The sequence below is a fragment of the Blautia hominis genome (assembly GCA_002270465.1).
GTDB lineage: Bacteria > Bacillota > Clostridia > Lachnospirales > Lachnospiraceae > Blautia > Blautia hominis.
This window is the reverse complement of record NQOF01000004.1, coordinates 513,657-527,667: the sequence shown is the minus strand read 5'-3', so window position 1 is coordinate 527,667 and position 14,011 is coordinate 513,657. Positions and strand designations below refer to the sequence as shown.

Below are 14,011 nucleotides of genomic sequence, written 5' to 3'. Positions count from 1 at the left end.
GTCAATATATAAAAAAGATTTTTGTCAAGTTTTTCAAAAACAAAAAAAGCCAGCATTTATGCTGACTGCGGCTGTTTCGTAATAAAATAAACCTCTAAAGATTGTAGTGCTAAATCCCAAAGACGGGGAATTCATTTGCCGAACGGCTGATCAAAAACAGAAATGCCAACTTCTAAGTATAAGATGCAAACTCAAAGTGGCTGCAGCAGTCTTGCTGCTGTTGAAGATGATTATATACTTCCCGGCACGACTTGTCCATAGAAAAAATCACCAAAACGACTTTTTGGCAACCCTTCACAAAATTACTATTTGCAATAACGGTCATTTTCAGTTAAAATAGTATATTATACAATCAGATGGCCTGAAAATGGTTATATGCCGAAGGAGAATCGCTATGGGTATCATTGTATTTTTAGGAGACAGCATTACCGATGCCGGCAGAATGACATCTGACAATCCTCTGGGTGATGGATATGTCAGCGAATTCGCGGCCTATATTACCGGAACCAACCCCAACTGGCGGGTTTTGAATAAAGGTGTGGATGGCAATATCACGGAACGGATCGCCGGAGTCCTGCAGAGGGACTGTATTTCTTATCATCCAGATTACGTGAGTATTCTGGTGGGCATCAACGATGTGGGGCTTATTGTACAGGCTGATGTCTCAGAACAGGAAAAGCTTTATATGCTGGAGGACAGCATTCGCGCATATCATGAAATGCTCTTTGACCTATCCAGAGAAACCACAGCAGCAGTCATTACACTGGAACCGTTTATTTTCCCGAAGCAGGGAACATATGACGACTGGGTGCCCTGGCAGCAGAAAATGTCCAAAAACATCCGCAAGCTTGCCAGAAACTACAGTGCTCACTTTATTCCACTGCAAAAGCCTCTGGAACAGCAGATTGAGAAGCACGGCTATGACGCCATCACCACGGACGGCATCCACCTGACCAGGCTGGGACAGAAAATCCTGGCAGATATTGTCAGGAATGCTTTTCAGTTATAAAGAACTGTCGCGGAATGTTGAAACCCCTTTTAAACAGGTGCTTCAACATTCCGCAACAGTTCTCTTTTTTTACCCTTTTACAGTAAAGTCAGCAAAAGCGGCATCGGCTGCCCGCGCCAGATCCACAGGGTTCACCTTAATAGTTGAACCGATCCTTCCCCCGCTCACATAAATCTCGCTGTATTTCTCAGCGCTCTCCTGGATGATGGTCTTATACTGCTTTTTCATGCCAAGAGGACTACAACCGCCCCTCACATATCCGGTCACTGCCGTGATATCTTTTACATGGATCATCTCAATGGACTTTTCCCCCAGCACCTTGGCTGCGGCTTTTAAGTCCACTTCCTCTGCAATAGGGAGGACCAGAACATAGTATTCCTTACTCTTTCCCCGGGCCACCAGCGTTTTAAAAGACTGCTCCACCGGAGCCCCCGTCTTCTCTGCCGTGTGCAGGCCGTCTATGAACGCATCGCACACATAGGTGATGGTCTCATAGGGAATCTTATTTTTATCCAGGATCCTCATGGCATTTGTCTTCACTTCTTTGTCCTTGTTTTTTGCCATTCTATCACCTTCCTATATCTCTAATCTCTTCATGTACCGTTTAAACAGTATCACTGCTGCTGCCGCTGCAATGGCCTCCGCCAGAGGGAAAGTCACCCACACACCGTAGATGCCCCATATTCTGCAGAACAAAGCAGACAGCGGCACAATGATCACAAGCTGTCTCAGTATGGAGATCAGAAGGGAGTGCAGTCCCTGTCCCAGTGCCTCAAAAGAGCCGGAGAGTACGCACCCTACAGTGGACACCACAAAACCAAGGCTGATAATGCGCAGCATGGGAACCCCCAGCCGCATCATTTCATCCCCTGCATCAAACAACTTCATGATCCATTCCGGACACGCCAGAAAGAGTACAGTCCCCAGGAGCATAATGGCACCAGCCACCTGAAGACTGCTTTTCAATGTCTCCATCATCCTCTTTCTGCTGCCTGCCCCGTAATTGTAGCTCATAATGGGCCGCATTCCCTGCACCACCCCGTTGGCCGGCATATATACAAAGGACTGGATCTTAATGTACAGCCCAAAAGCCGCAATGGCAGTCCCTGAAAAGGCGGCCAGTATGGAGTTCAAGGCACCTACCAGCAGGGAGGGCATGGAGATCATAATGGCAGAGGGGATACCCACCATATAAATCTTTTTTACGATTTCCCAGTCAAAGCGAAAACCGTGAAAATCCAGTTTTACCTGGGTACATTTCTTCAGATAGCAGACCATAGCTATGATCCCCGCTGTGATCTGTGCCGTGACAGTAGCCACCGCTGCCCCCTTCACTCCCATAGCCGGAAATCCCAGCAGCCCGAAGATCATAATGGGGTCCAGGATAATATTCAGAACCGCACCGATGGCCTGGAAGAACATGGGGAGTACCATATTGCCCACGGACTGAAAGATCTTCTCTGCAAAGAGGTGGTACATGCTGCCAAAAGAAAAGCAAAGCACAATACCGGCGTACTCACAACTCATTTTATAAATCTGCGCATCCCGGGTAAACATGCCTATAAAGGGTTTTACCAGCAGAAGGCCAACCAGTATGAAGAGGATACCGTGCACGGCTGTCAGTATCACTCCATGAGCTGCCGCTGCCTCTGTCTCTTTTACATTTTTTGCCCCCAAAGCCCTGGCAACGCAGGCATTCAGACCAATGCCAAAGCCCACGGACACTGCCAGGATCAGATTCTGGAGGGGATAGGCCAGGGAAACCGCTGTCAGGGCATTTTCACTGATCCTTGCCACATACATGCTGTCCACAATATTGTAAAGTGCCTGTATCATCATGGACACCATGGGTGGTATGGACATGGAAACAAGAAGCGGAAGCACCTTTTTTGTCCCCATGATATTTTCTGTCTGTTTCATATTTTGTCATTCCTCTGCTTTAGTCATACATTGTAGTTGAAAGATAGTGGTCTCCTGTGTCCGGAAGAAGGGCTACTATGTTTTTACCCTTATTTTCCGGACGGCGGGCCAATTGGGCCGCTGCCCACACAGCCGCGCCGGAGGAGATCCCCACAAGGATCCCTTCACATTTGGCGATATCATTCCCTGTTTTATAGGCATCCTCTGTGGTGACACAGATGATCTCATCATAAATATCCCTGTCCAGAATACTTGGAATAAAATTGGCACCGATTCCCTGAATACCGTGCGCTCCCGCCTGACCTCCCGATAATAGAGGGGATTCCGCAGGTTCCACTGCCACGATCTGGATCGCAGGGTTTTGTTTTTTCAAATATCTGCCTGTGCCGGTCAGCGTTCCCCCTGTTCCCACTGTGGCAACAAAAATATCTACCCTGCCGTCTGTGTCCCTGTAAATCTCAGGGCCTGTGGCAGCTTCATGTGCCTCCGGGTTGGCTTCATTGTCAAACTGCCCCATTATGACCGAACCGGGAATGGTGCGCTTAAGTTCTTCTGCTTTCTCTATGCTGCCCTGCATCCCTTTCTTCCCGTCTGTAAGAACCACCTCCGCCCCATAGGCGCGAAGCAGTTTCTGCCGCTCCACACTCATAGTCTCAGGCATGGTGAGAATCGCGTGATACCCCTTGGCAGCCGCCACGGAAGCAATGCCGATCCCCGTATTTCCGGAAGTAGGCTCTATGATCGTGGCCCCGGGCTTTAGCTTTCCTTCCTGCTCTGCTCTCTCGATCATGCGAAGGCCCACCCGGTCCTTGGCGCTGCCTGCCGGGTTGAAATACTCCAGTTTTGCTATAACATGCGCCGGCAGATCCTGTTTTTTTTCGTAATTACACAGCTCCAAAAGCGGCGTATTGCCGATGAGCTGTGAAGCGCTTTTCTTAATATTTTCCATATACTATACACTCCTTAAAATTTTTCCGTTTCTCTCTTGTCAGGTAAAAGCATAGACTATGGCTGTTTTGTTTGTCAATGCATTTTCCCATATTTTTCGCACATACTATTACTACAAAAAATGCAGAAAGGAAACTTGCGAAATGAAAGATATCAACGAATCAAATGAATATAAAAATTCCGAAAACTGCCACAGAGGCGGCAAAGGCGGCAAGGGCCAGGGAAGCGGCACCGGAGGAAAGGGTGGGAGCAAGGATGTTTACCACGTGGAATCCAGCTCCTCCGATGACTTAGACGGACAGGCAGCTATGGAGATGACCGGTCTTATGTATAAACCGCCCACCAGTCAGGCTGAACTGGACTCTTACAAAGAGGTCTATCCATTCTCTCCGGAACAATATGCCGAAGATTAAAGGATCTTCCGAATAAAGGGCGGAGCTGTGTCCTCACACATCTCCGCCCTAAGTTCAGGCTAGTCTTCACCGCCTGAAGTGCTTTCTTTATTATCCGTATTCTCTTTATTGGTGTCTGAACCGCTGTCCTCCGGATCATCTGACGCCCCATCGGACACGCCTTTTCCCTTCACTTCTGTCTCCGGTGCGTCAGAACTGCTCTGTCCCGAGGCGGGGAATGCCTGTGGGGATTCATACTTTGCGGCAAGCTCTTTGATGCTGTCCAAAGTAAATGTCTCCTCCGTCTGCTGATGTATGCCGTGTTCTTTCGCCAGCTCCTCTGTATAGTCAGAGACCTTGTACACTGCACAGTTTTTCTTTTCACTGTCATAATGCATGACAAGGGGCGTCATCTTATAATCACTGACGGTCACTTCCCCTGTCTTGCCGTCCTTTTTCAGTGTGATATCTGCCATGCCTCCCACAAGACCTTTGATCTGATCATCCGTGGAAACAAAATTGCCGAGTGAGCTGTAAACCAGCATATTTTTCCCATCCTGCCGCGGCATCATGCCATACGCCTGCAGTACATGGGGGTTGCTGCAGATCACCGCATCCACTCCCTGCGCTGCCAGGAAATCGATCCTCTGTTTTGCCGTGTCAGAAAATTCCTCTGAATACTCAGCCCCGGCGTGAAGGAATACCATGACAAAGTCTGCTTCCCCTTTTGCCTTCTCCACATCTGCCTTTACCTTATCCTCTGCGTAGACATCGATCATATAAGAGTCCGCTTCGGAAAAGCCGGCATCCTCATCCACACCGTATGTGTAATTCATCACGGCGATCTTCATGTTCTTCTTATCAATGACTTTGACACGGTTCTCCGCGTCCGCCTCATCCCCGTGAATGCCCAGAAGCTGAACATCCGCATGCTGTGTCTGCCAGAAAGTGGCTGAATTTAGGATTCCCGGCTTGCCCTTATCAAAAGCATGGTTTGTGGCCTGGGTCACCAGATCAAATCCTGCCTTTGCCAGCGCATCCCCGACTTCAAGGGGCGTTCCCATAAGCCCGCTCCCGGATACATCCTTATGGTCATTGACAAAAGGTGTTTCCTGATTGACACAAGCAAGGTCAGCGCCCTGGATATCTTCTGCCACCTGTGCGTACAGGGCATCATAATTCCATGTTTCTTCGCTCTCTTTTCCCGACTCGATCAAAGCATCCTGCAGAATGTTGTCACCCACTGCCAGGAAACGCAGTTCACTGTCCGCCTCCTGCTTTTTTGCCTCTTCCTCCGCTTTCTTCTGCTGGGCGGCTTTGATCTCCTCTTCCTGTTTCACTTTTTTCTTGTGGTTGCCCACAGCGACGCTCACAATAATGACCAGTAATATTAAAACGGCTGCACCTGCCAGGATCATCCTTTGTTTCATTACCTGCTGACGGCGTCTCTCTTCACGAGCCTGAATCCGTTTCTTTCTCTCAATCTCTCTTTTTTCGTCTTCGTTCATATATTCACCCTTTTCTGCCTGATTCTGCTGTAACGGATTACAACTGTATTCCAGTGTCAGTTTCATTTTACACTATTAATAACCATTATAACAAATATTTTTCAGAACGCAAATCCATTTCTTTGTAAAAATATCCAACACTTACCGTTATCGGGGCCAAAATTTCTATTTGCACCTGTTTTCCATCCGGTGTATCATACAAAACGAGACTGTAAATTTATCCGCAGAAGTCAGAGGTGATATTATGTCAACTAAAAACCGTGACTACTTTTTCGATAATTACAAAGCCCTTCTCATTGTTTTGGTGGTGGTCGGTCATTTTATCGAACCCTGCTATGACAACAACCTGTTTTTATCCGGGCTGAAATGGGTGATCTTTTCCTTCCACATGCCTGCGTTTATTTTTATATCGGGCTATTTTTCAAAGAAAAAACTACCTTTTGGAAAACTGGTACAAAAACTGGTCATTCCTTATTTTGTCTATGAACTCCTGTATTACTTTTTATATGTTTTCATCATCCACAAAGACACTGGGCTGTACTTAGCAAGGCCCAAGTTTTCCCTCTGGTATATCATGGCCCTGTTTTTCTGGCGACTGGTGACACCTTATCTGAAGAAGATCCCGGGGCATATGTTTATCGCCGTCACTGCCGGGCTGCTGGTAGGCCTGACGGAATTGGACAACTTTTTCAGCATCCCCAGAATCCTGGTATTCTTCCCCTTCTTCCTGGCAGGATACCACTTTGAGAGGGACTGGTTTGAGAAAATAAGAGTACAGGCCGGGAAAATACTGGCAGTGCTTTCCCTGTATCTGTTAGGCTGCCTGCTTCTGGCCTATTCTTTCAAGATCCATCTGACTCCGAAGATCTTTTACGGAAGATATTCCTATCATGAGATGGGGGCGGGAGACGGGGAGGGGATCCTAGTAAGGCTGGTCTGTTACGGCGTATCTTTTCTGGCAATTTTTGCGGTGAGCGCCATGATCTCCAGAAAACCACAGGTATTTTCCATACTGGGACAGCGCACCATGCCCATCTACCTGTTCCACGGCCTTGCATACAGTGTGCTGAGTGCCACCCCGATCCTGGAATCTGTATCTGAGATCTGGCAGGGTGTGCTGCTGATCGGCTTTTGTCTGCTTCTTTCCTGGCTTTTTTCCATGGACGGGCCAAACCGTTTTGTCACTAAGGTTTCTTCCCTGCCTGTGCCATCCTTTTTCGGCAGCGGTCCCGGAAAAAGCTCCGGGCCTTTCTCCGGAAAAGCCGGTGGTTTTGGGCGTAAAGGGTCCTATCCCATGTAAGAAAATGGCTGTATTTCCACTATCCTTTCGGAGGCGGAAATACAGCCATTTTAATATTTATCCGGTTATTCTCAGATTCTGCTCACGCCTGTGTCTCTGGCCGCTTTTGCCACTGCCTGGGCAACCGCCTTTGCCACACGTTTGTCAAAGGGATTCGGGATGATGTAGTCCGGTGTCAGTTCTTTCTCATCAATAAGACCGGCGATGGCATAAGCTGCCGCCACTTTCATCTCATCGTTAATGTCCTTAGCCCTCACATCCAGCGCACCGCGGAAAATCCCCGGGAAAGCCAGAACGTTGTTGATCTGATTGGGGAAATCACTTCTTCCGGTTCCCACAACGGCTGCTCCTGCTGCCTTTGCAAGGTCAGGCATGATCTCCGGTACCGGATTTGCCATTGGGAAGAGGATGGGGTTTGGAGCCATGGTCTTCACCATCTCCTCTGTCACAGTTCCCGGAGCGGAAACACCGATGAACACATCAGCGCCCTTCAGCACATCGGCCAGACTGCCTTTTTCCATGCCGCGGTTGCTGATCTTAGCCATCTCCTGTTTCTCTGCATTTAAGTCGCCGCGTCCTTCATAGATGGCGCCTTTTCTGTCGCACATGATAACCGTCTTCAGTCCCAGGCTTACCAGCAGCTTGATGATGGCAATCCCTGCTGCACCTGCGCCTGATGTTACCACTTTGATCTCCTCCAGCTTTCTGCCTGTGAGCTTTAAGGCATTGAGCATGGCGGCAGCGGTGACAACGGCTGTTCCGTGCTGGTCATCGTGGAAGATGGGGATATCACAGCATTCTTTCAGCTTTCTCTCTATCTCAAAGCAGCGCGGCGCGGAGATATCCTCCAGGTTTACACCGCCGAAACTTCCTGCCAGCAGACGGACTGTGTTTACGATCTCGTCCACATCATTGCTTCTGATGCATAAAGGAAATGCGTCCACATCTCCGAATTCTTTAAAGAGCACACATTTTCCTTCCATAACCGGCATACCCGCCTCCGGTCCAATGTCGCCCAGACCCAGAACTGCGCTTCCGTCGGTCACAACTGCTACCATATTGTGGCGTCTTGTATACTTATAGGATAAATCTACATCCTCGGCGATCTTTAAGCACGGCTCCGCTACACCAGGTGTGTATGCCACTGCCAAATCCTCCGGGGTCTCCAGCTTTGCACGGCTGATCACTTCAATCTTGCCATTCCATTCCTCATGCTGTTTTAAAGCGAATTCTTTTGCGTTCATGATTTATCTCCTTTTCCTATGGAATCTCATGTTGTTTGCTTCTGTACACACAGTCTCCTGCTGCATCTGCTGTTAAAAACTGCGTGCGCTTTTATTCTAGCATAAGAAGAGCCTCAGGGCAATACTGCCCTTTGGCAAAATTCATCCAGGCTTATCTCATCTGTGATATACCGCTGGAAAAGCTCTCCTATGGCCTTGATATCCTTCATGGGCGTTTTGGACAGCGGGCGGGATCTCAGTTCCAGTTCCTCCGCGTATTTTTTCAGGATATCCAAATCCGGTATGTCCAGGTTCCCCTCCCTGATAATGTCAAGCCGGGCCGGCAGTTTCTTCATATGATCCGCATAGGCAGTGCTCCCTTCCCGGCCCGCTGCATAGGACAGGAATTTTTTTGCGGCTTCTTTGTGGACAGACGCCTTATTGAGCACATACTGCCATGTAGCCACGTTCGTAGCGTTGGTCTTGAACAGGGGCATGGGGGCCGCGTGGATTTTATCATCCCCGTACACCCCTGCCCGAAGAAAGGTATCCATGGCGCCGCTGTACATGAAAATGGCGCCGTATTTTCCCTGTATGAATTTTTGTTCCATCTGTTCATACTGGTCCACAAGCTGTTCCCTGGGTGTCAGATCCTTCTCTGCCATGTTGTGCAGGAAGGCAAGGGCCTGTCTTGTATCTTCATCCTCCCAATCCCCGTATGTTCCTCCGAACATGTGGATGAACTGGGATAATTCGTTGTACACATAGGTGGTCTCCCAGGCACTGCCGTATCCGTAATACCCATATCCGTATCTGCCGTCCAAAAGCGTTTCAAAATCTTCCTGATCGTTCACAGCATTAAGGCCGGCTTTATCCAGAAATTTTTCATTTACCCAGAAAACCATAAGGTCCATCACATAGGGGACGGAATATACTTTTCCCTCCGCCATGACGGTTTTCTCCATATAGTCTCCGGGATAGCAGGAACGTATCTCCTTGGACATCACATCTTCCCCCAGCGGCTCCAGATATCCCTGATACTTAAATTCCTGGATCATCTCATCATTCACCGCGATCACATCAACAGAAGTGTCCCCGGAAGAGAGAATGGTGGATATGCGGGCATGGCGGTTGTCCGCATTGACCGGGCTGGCAAGCAGATGGATGTCCAGATCCAGTTCTTTTTCCGCTTCCTCTATATACTGCCGGAATTCCGCCTTTTCCGCATCCGGGTGCATGAGGGTTATCTCCTCCCTGCCTTCCTCCTGATTCCCGGGTGTTTCCTGCCTTTTGCTGTCCTTCCCGCCGCATCCGGCACATAAAATACTCACTCCCAATAAAATCCCCAAAATATATTTTTTCACCTTTTACACCTTATCTTGGCCAGCGCTCCTCTTTATCCATCAGGACCGGAAAGGTATTGTGCGGTTCTGCCTGATACCAATACGCCACACTGGCAACATCATCCTGCCGTTCAAACAATCCTCTGTGGCCCACACCGATCTGCTGTATGGTCACACGCAGATCCTCCTCAAAGCAGACAGGGTCCTGGATATGCCACCTGTAAAAACCTCTCATGGGCGGACAGTCATCATTGTGGTAAAAGTTATGGACCGCCGTATCGTGGGCGGAATAATAAGGATAGCCCAGATACGGAGTGCAGTAATTCTGCTCCACAGTCCTGCCGTCCACCTGTCTGGCGAAGCTCCAGGAGCCGCCGAAATAGTCCTCTGTCCCCGTACCGCAGATGGTGGGATAGGCCTCATCCCCGTCCAGATAGAACTTGATTTCCCCTTCCCCCCACCAGTAACGTTCCAGTGTGGTCAGCGCCATATACGTTCCCACATAGTGGCCCTTTCCTTTTACCTTGTCAAGGATCACATAATCCTCCCGGAGTTTGGTGATCTTCTCCCGTCTCCACTGCGCATGAAAATAGGAAATATCATCCGGCAGTGTATCATACAGGCAGTAATCCACCTGATAGAAAAATGCGGGAATGGGGTTTGCATGCTGGTTCTCCAGCGTGATCCTGGCCTTTTTGCGGAAAGGCATTTGAAAATAGCAGTTCATCCCCCGGCTCGGCACCACTGCCATGGGAAGGGAATTGACAATGCATTCCCTGCCGAATCCGCAGCAAAAGAAATCGCCCAGAGGACTTTCCACAGACGGCTCTGTCTCATCATCCCAGTACATGCGCAGCACCAGGTCACGGAGCACAAAGCAGTCCGCCTCTGTAGTCTTGTCCGTCACTGTGACCCAGATATGGTTGATCACACCCGGACCCTCCATCTCGGCAAGCGTTACCGTTTCCCCGCTTTTTATGTCATGAAGGCAGGGGCTGCCCTTTCTGGAAGCACCCAGATGGCTTGCCGCCATTCCGCCCTTTCCCTTTTCCCCTGTGGGGTTCTCCGCATTAATGGCTCTGCTCTTTCCATGCTTGGCATACGCCAGTGTTCCCAGACTTCCACCTGTAAAATCAAACATATTCTTTTCCTCCCTGTTTACGCTTTCACTCCGCCTGCCATAATACCATCCATGATCTGCTTCTCAAACACTGCCACAAACAGAATGATCGGCAGAAGGATGATCCATCCCATTGAACTTACCAGATCCCACGGCACGCCGTACATATTGTCCCGAAGCGGAAGCTGCACAATAGCCACGGACAACACCTGAATGCCGTTGGAATAATATAATGGTGTAAAAAAGTTGTTCAGGCATGTGATAAAGTTGATAATGCACACAGTTGCAATAGCCGGTTTCATCAGGGGCAGGACCACCAGAAACAGTCTCTGGGAAAAGCTGGCACCGTCTATGGCAGCCGCTTCCTCCAGAGATACCGGTATCTCCGACACAAAATTCCTGAGTATCAGCACAGTAAAGGGGATCACCGCACTGATATAGAGGATGATCAGTCCCGGATAGGTATCATACAGCCCCACCTTGCGCATGAACTCATATAAAGGCCTGGCAGTCACCACCTCAGGGATCAGCATGGTAGCGATAATAAACGCAAACGCAATACTGACAGCCTTTGACTGAAACCTTGAAAATCCATAGGCAGCCATGGCACACAGCACAGTGCTGACAACCAGGGTCACGCCTACAATTAATACTGTATTTCCTATTTTAGCAAGTAATCCTACATTTTCAATCAAAAATTTATAGCTTTCCAGTGTGGGATGTTTTGGCAGATACTGGATGGGTGTCTGAAACAGTTCACCCGGCGGTGTGATGGAGGAAATAAAGATCCAGTACACCGGAAAAAGTATGAGAAAAGCCACAACTGCAAACAGCAGCCATCTGCCGGCTGTCACACAGCCCCTGTAAATTCTGTATTTCTTGGTATCTCTCATGTTCACCCTCCTAATCAGACATCTTGTTCATAACCTTTATATTGAACCAGGAAAACAGCGCCATCACAATAAACAGCATCACCGCAAGCGTGGCTGCGTACCCCACATTCAGGTTGGTAAATGCCTCCATGGTGATCCTGTAAGCGATCAGGGACGTATCCTCCCCCGGTCCCCCGGATGTCATGGCGTATACCAGGTCAAAGGTGGTCAGTCTCCAAAGCGTAAATGGAATACACAGGGTGATCACATTGCGCGTGATCAGAGGAAGTGTGATCCTGAAAAAGCTCTGTATGCCGTTTGCCCCATCCACTTTGGCAGCCTCATAGATATCCCCGGATATGAACTGCAGGCCTGACAGTATCAATATGGCAAAAAACGGCAGGTCTTTCCACAGGTCCATGGCGATCACCGCTGCCCTGGCAGACCCGGTATTGATCAGCCAGTTAAACTGAAAATCCGACACAAACCGACGGATAAAATCATTGATCATACCATAATCATTGTTGAACCCCCATTTTGCCGCCATACCGATAACAACTGCGGGCATGGCCCAGGGAATCAGCACGATTGTCCTTAAAAACCTGCGCCCCTTAAACTTCATGTTCAGAATAAGGGCCAGGGCCACACCCAGGATAATATGGAAAACCATGGATACCACCACAAAAATCACGGTAAAGCTCATGGATGAAATAATCTTGGGGTCCTTAAACACATTGACATAATTGCTGAGTCCCACAAACTCATTGACCCCTGAAAGCACCTTAATGTCAAACAGACTGTTTTTCAGGGTCGCACCGATGGGATACAGAGTTGTAAATCCCCGGATCAAAATAACCGGCAGGATCAGGATCCACGGTATCCATTTCATTGATTTTTTACTGATCGTCAATTGGCCTCCTCCTCTCTAAAAGGCACCGCGGGACAAGAATCCGCTGCGGTGCCTGTACCTGACTTTATTTACTGTACTTATCCACAAGCTCCTGTGCCTTTTTGCAGAAATCATCCACAGTGATCTCATCTTTCATACAGGACTGGTAAATAGTTCCCATATCGGTAATGAATTCCATGGTCTGGGGAAGCATGGGACGTCCCTGTACATTGCATTCCTCAGCATATCTGCTGTACATCTCCTTTGCGGGGTCCGTGTCCGGGACCACCTTCGCAGCCACATCAGCCCTGGCCGGATAGCGGTCAAATGCCTTGTAAGATGCTTCCATACCGCCCTCCTCGGCCATATATTTCAAAAATTTCTCTGCTGCTTCCTTGTTCTTGGAAGCCTTGTTCAGCACATAACTCCAGGAATCCGTAAAGATGGCGCGCTCACCCTTGCCGCTGAAATCAGGAACCATTGCCATATGTATCTTATCCTGGCCAAGCATATCCGCCTTCTCGTAGTCTGTTCCCAGACCCCACATGAACCAGCTTCCGTATTTTCCGTCATTGGCCTTTGGATTCATCTGCTCATATTTATCAGCGATCTGGTCAATGGGTGTCTGTCCGTTCTGTACCATGTCATGCAGGAACTGGATGGCCTCTTTGTTTGCCGGGTTTGTCCAGTCAAAATAGTCACCGCCGAACATGTTGACAAACTGGGCAACCTCATTAAATACATAGGTTTTCTCCCAGGAACCGCCGTATCCGTATCTGCCGTCCTTAGAAACAGCTTCCATATATTTCATGAAATCTTCCTTGGTGTCAATGGATGTGATCCCCACCTCGTCCATGATCTCCTGGTTGACCCAGAAAGCCAGATATCCGGAATATCCGGGCACGCCCACAATGTTTCCGTCTTTGTCTGTGATCATGTCTTCCAGATAACCCTGCGGGAATTCACTTCGGATATCCTCTGTCATGACCGTATCATTCAGCCCCTCCAGCCAGCCGGAGTTTTTAAAGGAAGCGCTCATCTCATCATTGATCTCAATGATATCCACACTGCTGTCGCCTGTGGAGAGGATGGTGGTGATCTTCTGCTGACGGGTATCGGAATCCGTGGGTGCTGCAATGACATTCAGCTTCAGCCCTGTGGCATCCTCCACATTTTTCTGCCATTCATCAAAGTCAGGGTCCGTGGTATTGATGCTGTAGAGGGTCAAGTCATAATCCCCCTTCTTTCCACTGCCGCCTTCCCCCTGGGCATCACCGGAGTTTCCGCCGCAGCCTGCCAGCAATCCGGCTGCCATTGTTGCTGTGAGTAATACACTTACTATCTTTTTCTTCATACTTCCTCCATTTCCGGCATTCTCTTTCGTGCCGTCTGCATTGTTTATTGATAGCATAAAAATACCAGAGATAACCCTTTTTCTAAATACAATATTTTTTGATTCGTTTATATTATTTTTATCTCTGTTGAAA

Annotated in this window: 13 protein-coding genes; 3 read left to right on the top strand and 10 right to left on the bottom strand. The window is 48.7% G+C overall.

Annotated elements, in window-relative coordinates; genetic code table 11:
* Positions 1–394 precede the first annotated feature (394 nt).
* A complete protein-coding gene (locus tag CI595_RS16545; RefSeq protein ID WP_095174725.1) occupies positions 395–1,009 on the top strand; it encodes a GDSL-type esterase/lipase family protein in 615 nt (204 codons plus the stop codon).
* Between the two features lie 69 nt (positions 1,010–1,078).
* On the opposite strand, the gene ybaK is transcribed toward CI595_RS16545, so the two are convergent.
* Genes ybaK through cysK form a run of 3 tightly spaced genes read right to left on the bottom strand, consistent with a single transcriptional unit; the run spans position 1,079 to position 3,878 of the window.
* Entirely contained in the window at positions 1,079–1,573 is a 495-nt protein-coding gene (gene ybaK / locus CI595_RS16540) for a Cys-tRNA(Pro) deacylase (protein ID WP_095174724.1), read from the bottom strand.
* 12 nt (positions 1,574–1,585) lie between these two features.
* Positions 1,586–2,929: an MATE family efflux transporter gene (locus CI595_RS16535; protein WP_095174723.1), complete on the bottom strand. Its 1,344-nt coding sequence runs from the start codon at positions 2,927–2,929 to the stop codon at positions 1,586–1,588.
* 19 nt (positions 2,930–2,948) lie between these two features.
* On the bottom strand, positions 2,949–3,878 hold the full coding sequence (gene cysK, locus CI595_RS16530; RefSeq protein ID WP_095174722.1) for a cysteine synthase A: 930 nt from the start codon (positions 3,876–3,878) through the stop codon (positions 2,949–2,951).
* A gap of 142 nt (positions 3,879–4,020) precedes the next feature.
* Between cysK and CI595_RS16525 the strand changes: the two genes are divergently transcribed.
* Complete coding sequence (locus CI595_RS16525; protein WP_095174721.1) at positions 4,021–4,290, top strand: hypothetical protein; 270 nt, start codon at positions 4,021–4,023, stop codon at positions 4,288–4,290.
* Between the two features lie 59 nt (positions 4,291–4,349).
* Here the strand turns inward: CI595_RS16525 and CI595_RS16520 are convergent, their stop codons facing one another.
* On the bottom strand, positions 4,350–5,777 hold the full coding sequence (locus tag CI595_RS16520) for a CapA family protein (RefSeq protein WP_162291903.1): 1,428 nt from the start codon (positions 5,775–5,777) through the stop codon (positions 4,350–4,352).
* 244 nt (positions 5,778–6,021) lie between these two features.
* Here CI595_RS16520 and CI595_RS16515 point away from each other — a divergent pair, with 244 nt between their 5' ends.
* The gene (locus CI595_RS16515; RefSeq protein ID WP_242986984.1) at positions 6,022–7,077 is read left to right on the top strand and encodes an acyltransferase family protein; all 1,056 of its coding nucleotides are present in this window, start codon (positions 6,022–6,024) and stop codon (positions 7,075–7,077) included.
* A gap of 71 nt (positions 7,078–7,148) precedes the next feature.
* Here CI595_RS16515 and CI595_RS16510 read toward each other — a convergent pair whose 3' ends face one another.
* From CI595_RS16510 to CI595_RS16485, 6 genes are all read right to left on the bottom strand, one after another.
* Positions 7,149–8,321, bottom strand: a complete 1,173-nt coding sequence (locus CI595_RS16510) for an NAD(P)-dependent malic enzyme (protein ID WP_095174719.1) — start codon at positions 8,319–8,321, stop codon at positions 7,149–7,151.
* Between the two features lie 113 nt (positions 8,322–8,434).
* Complete coding sequence (locus CI595_RS16505; RefSeq protein ID WP_095174718.1) at positions 8,435–9,664, bottom strand: ABC transporter substrate-binding protein; 1,230 nt, start codon at positions 9,662–9,664, stop codon at positions 8,435–8,437.
* Positions 9,665–9,674: 10 nt separating this feature from the next.
* On the bottom strand, positions 9,675–10,784 hold the full coding sequence (locus CI595_RS16500) for a glycoside hydrolase family 172 protein (RefSeq protein ID WP_095174717.1): 1,110 nt from the start codon (positions 10,782–10,784) through the stop codon (positions 9,675–9,677).
* Between the two features lie 17 nt (positions 10,785–10,801).
* A complete protein-coding gene (locus CI595_RS16495; protein ID WP_095174716.1) occupies positions 10,802–11,656 on the bottom strand; it encodes a carbohydrate ABC transporter permease in 855 nt (284 codons plus the stop codon).
* A 10-nt stretch (positions 11,657–11,666) separates the two neighbouring features.
* Positions 11,667–12,524 (bottom strand): carbohydrate ABC transporter permease, encoded by an 858-nt coding sequence (locus tag CI595_RS16490; protein WP_095174753.1) that lies wholly within the window; start codon positions 12,522–12,524, stop codon positions 11,667–11,669.
* An 85-nt stretch (positions 12,525–12,609) separates the two neighbouring features.
* Positions 12,610–13,878, bottom strand: coding sequence for an ABC transporter substrate-binding protein (locus CI595_RS16485; protein WP_095174715.1), 1,269 nt, complete (start codon positions 13,876–13,878; stop codon positions 12,610–12,612).
* Positions 13,879–14,011 lie beyond the last annotated feature (133 nt).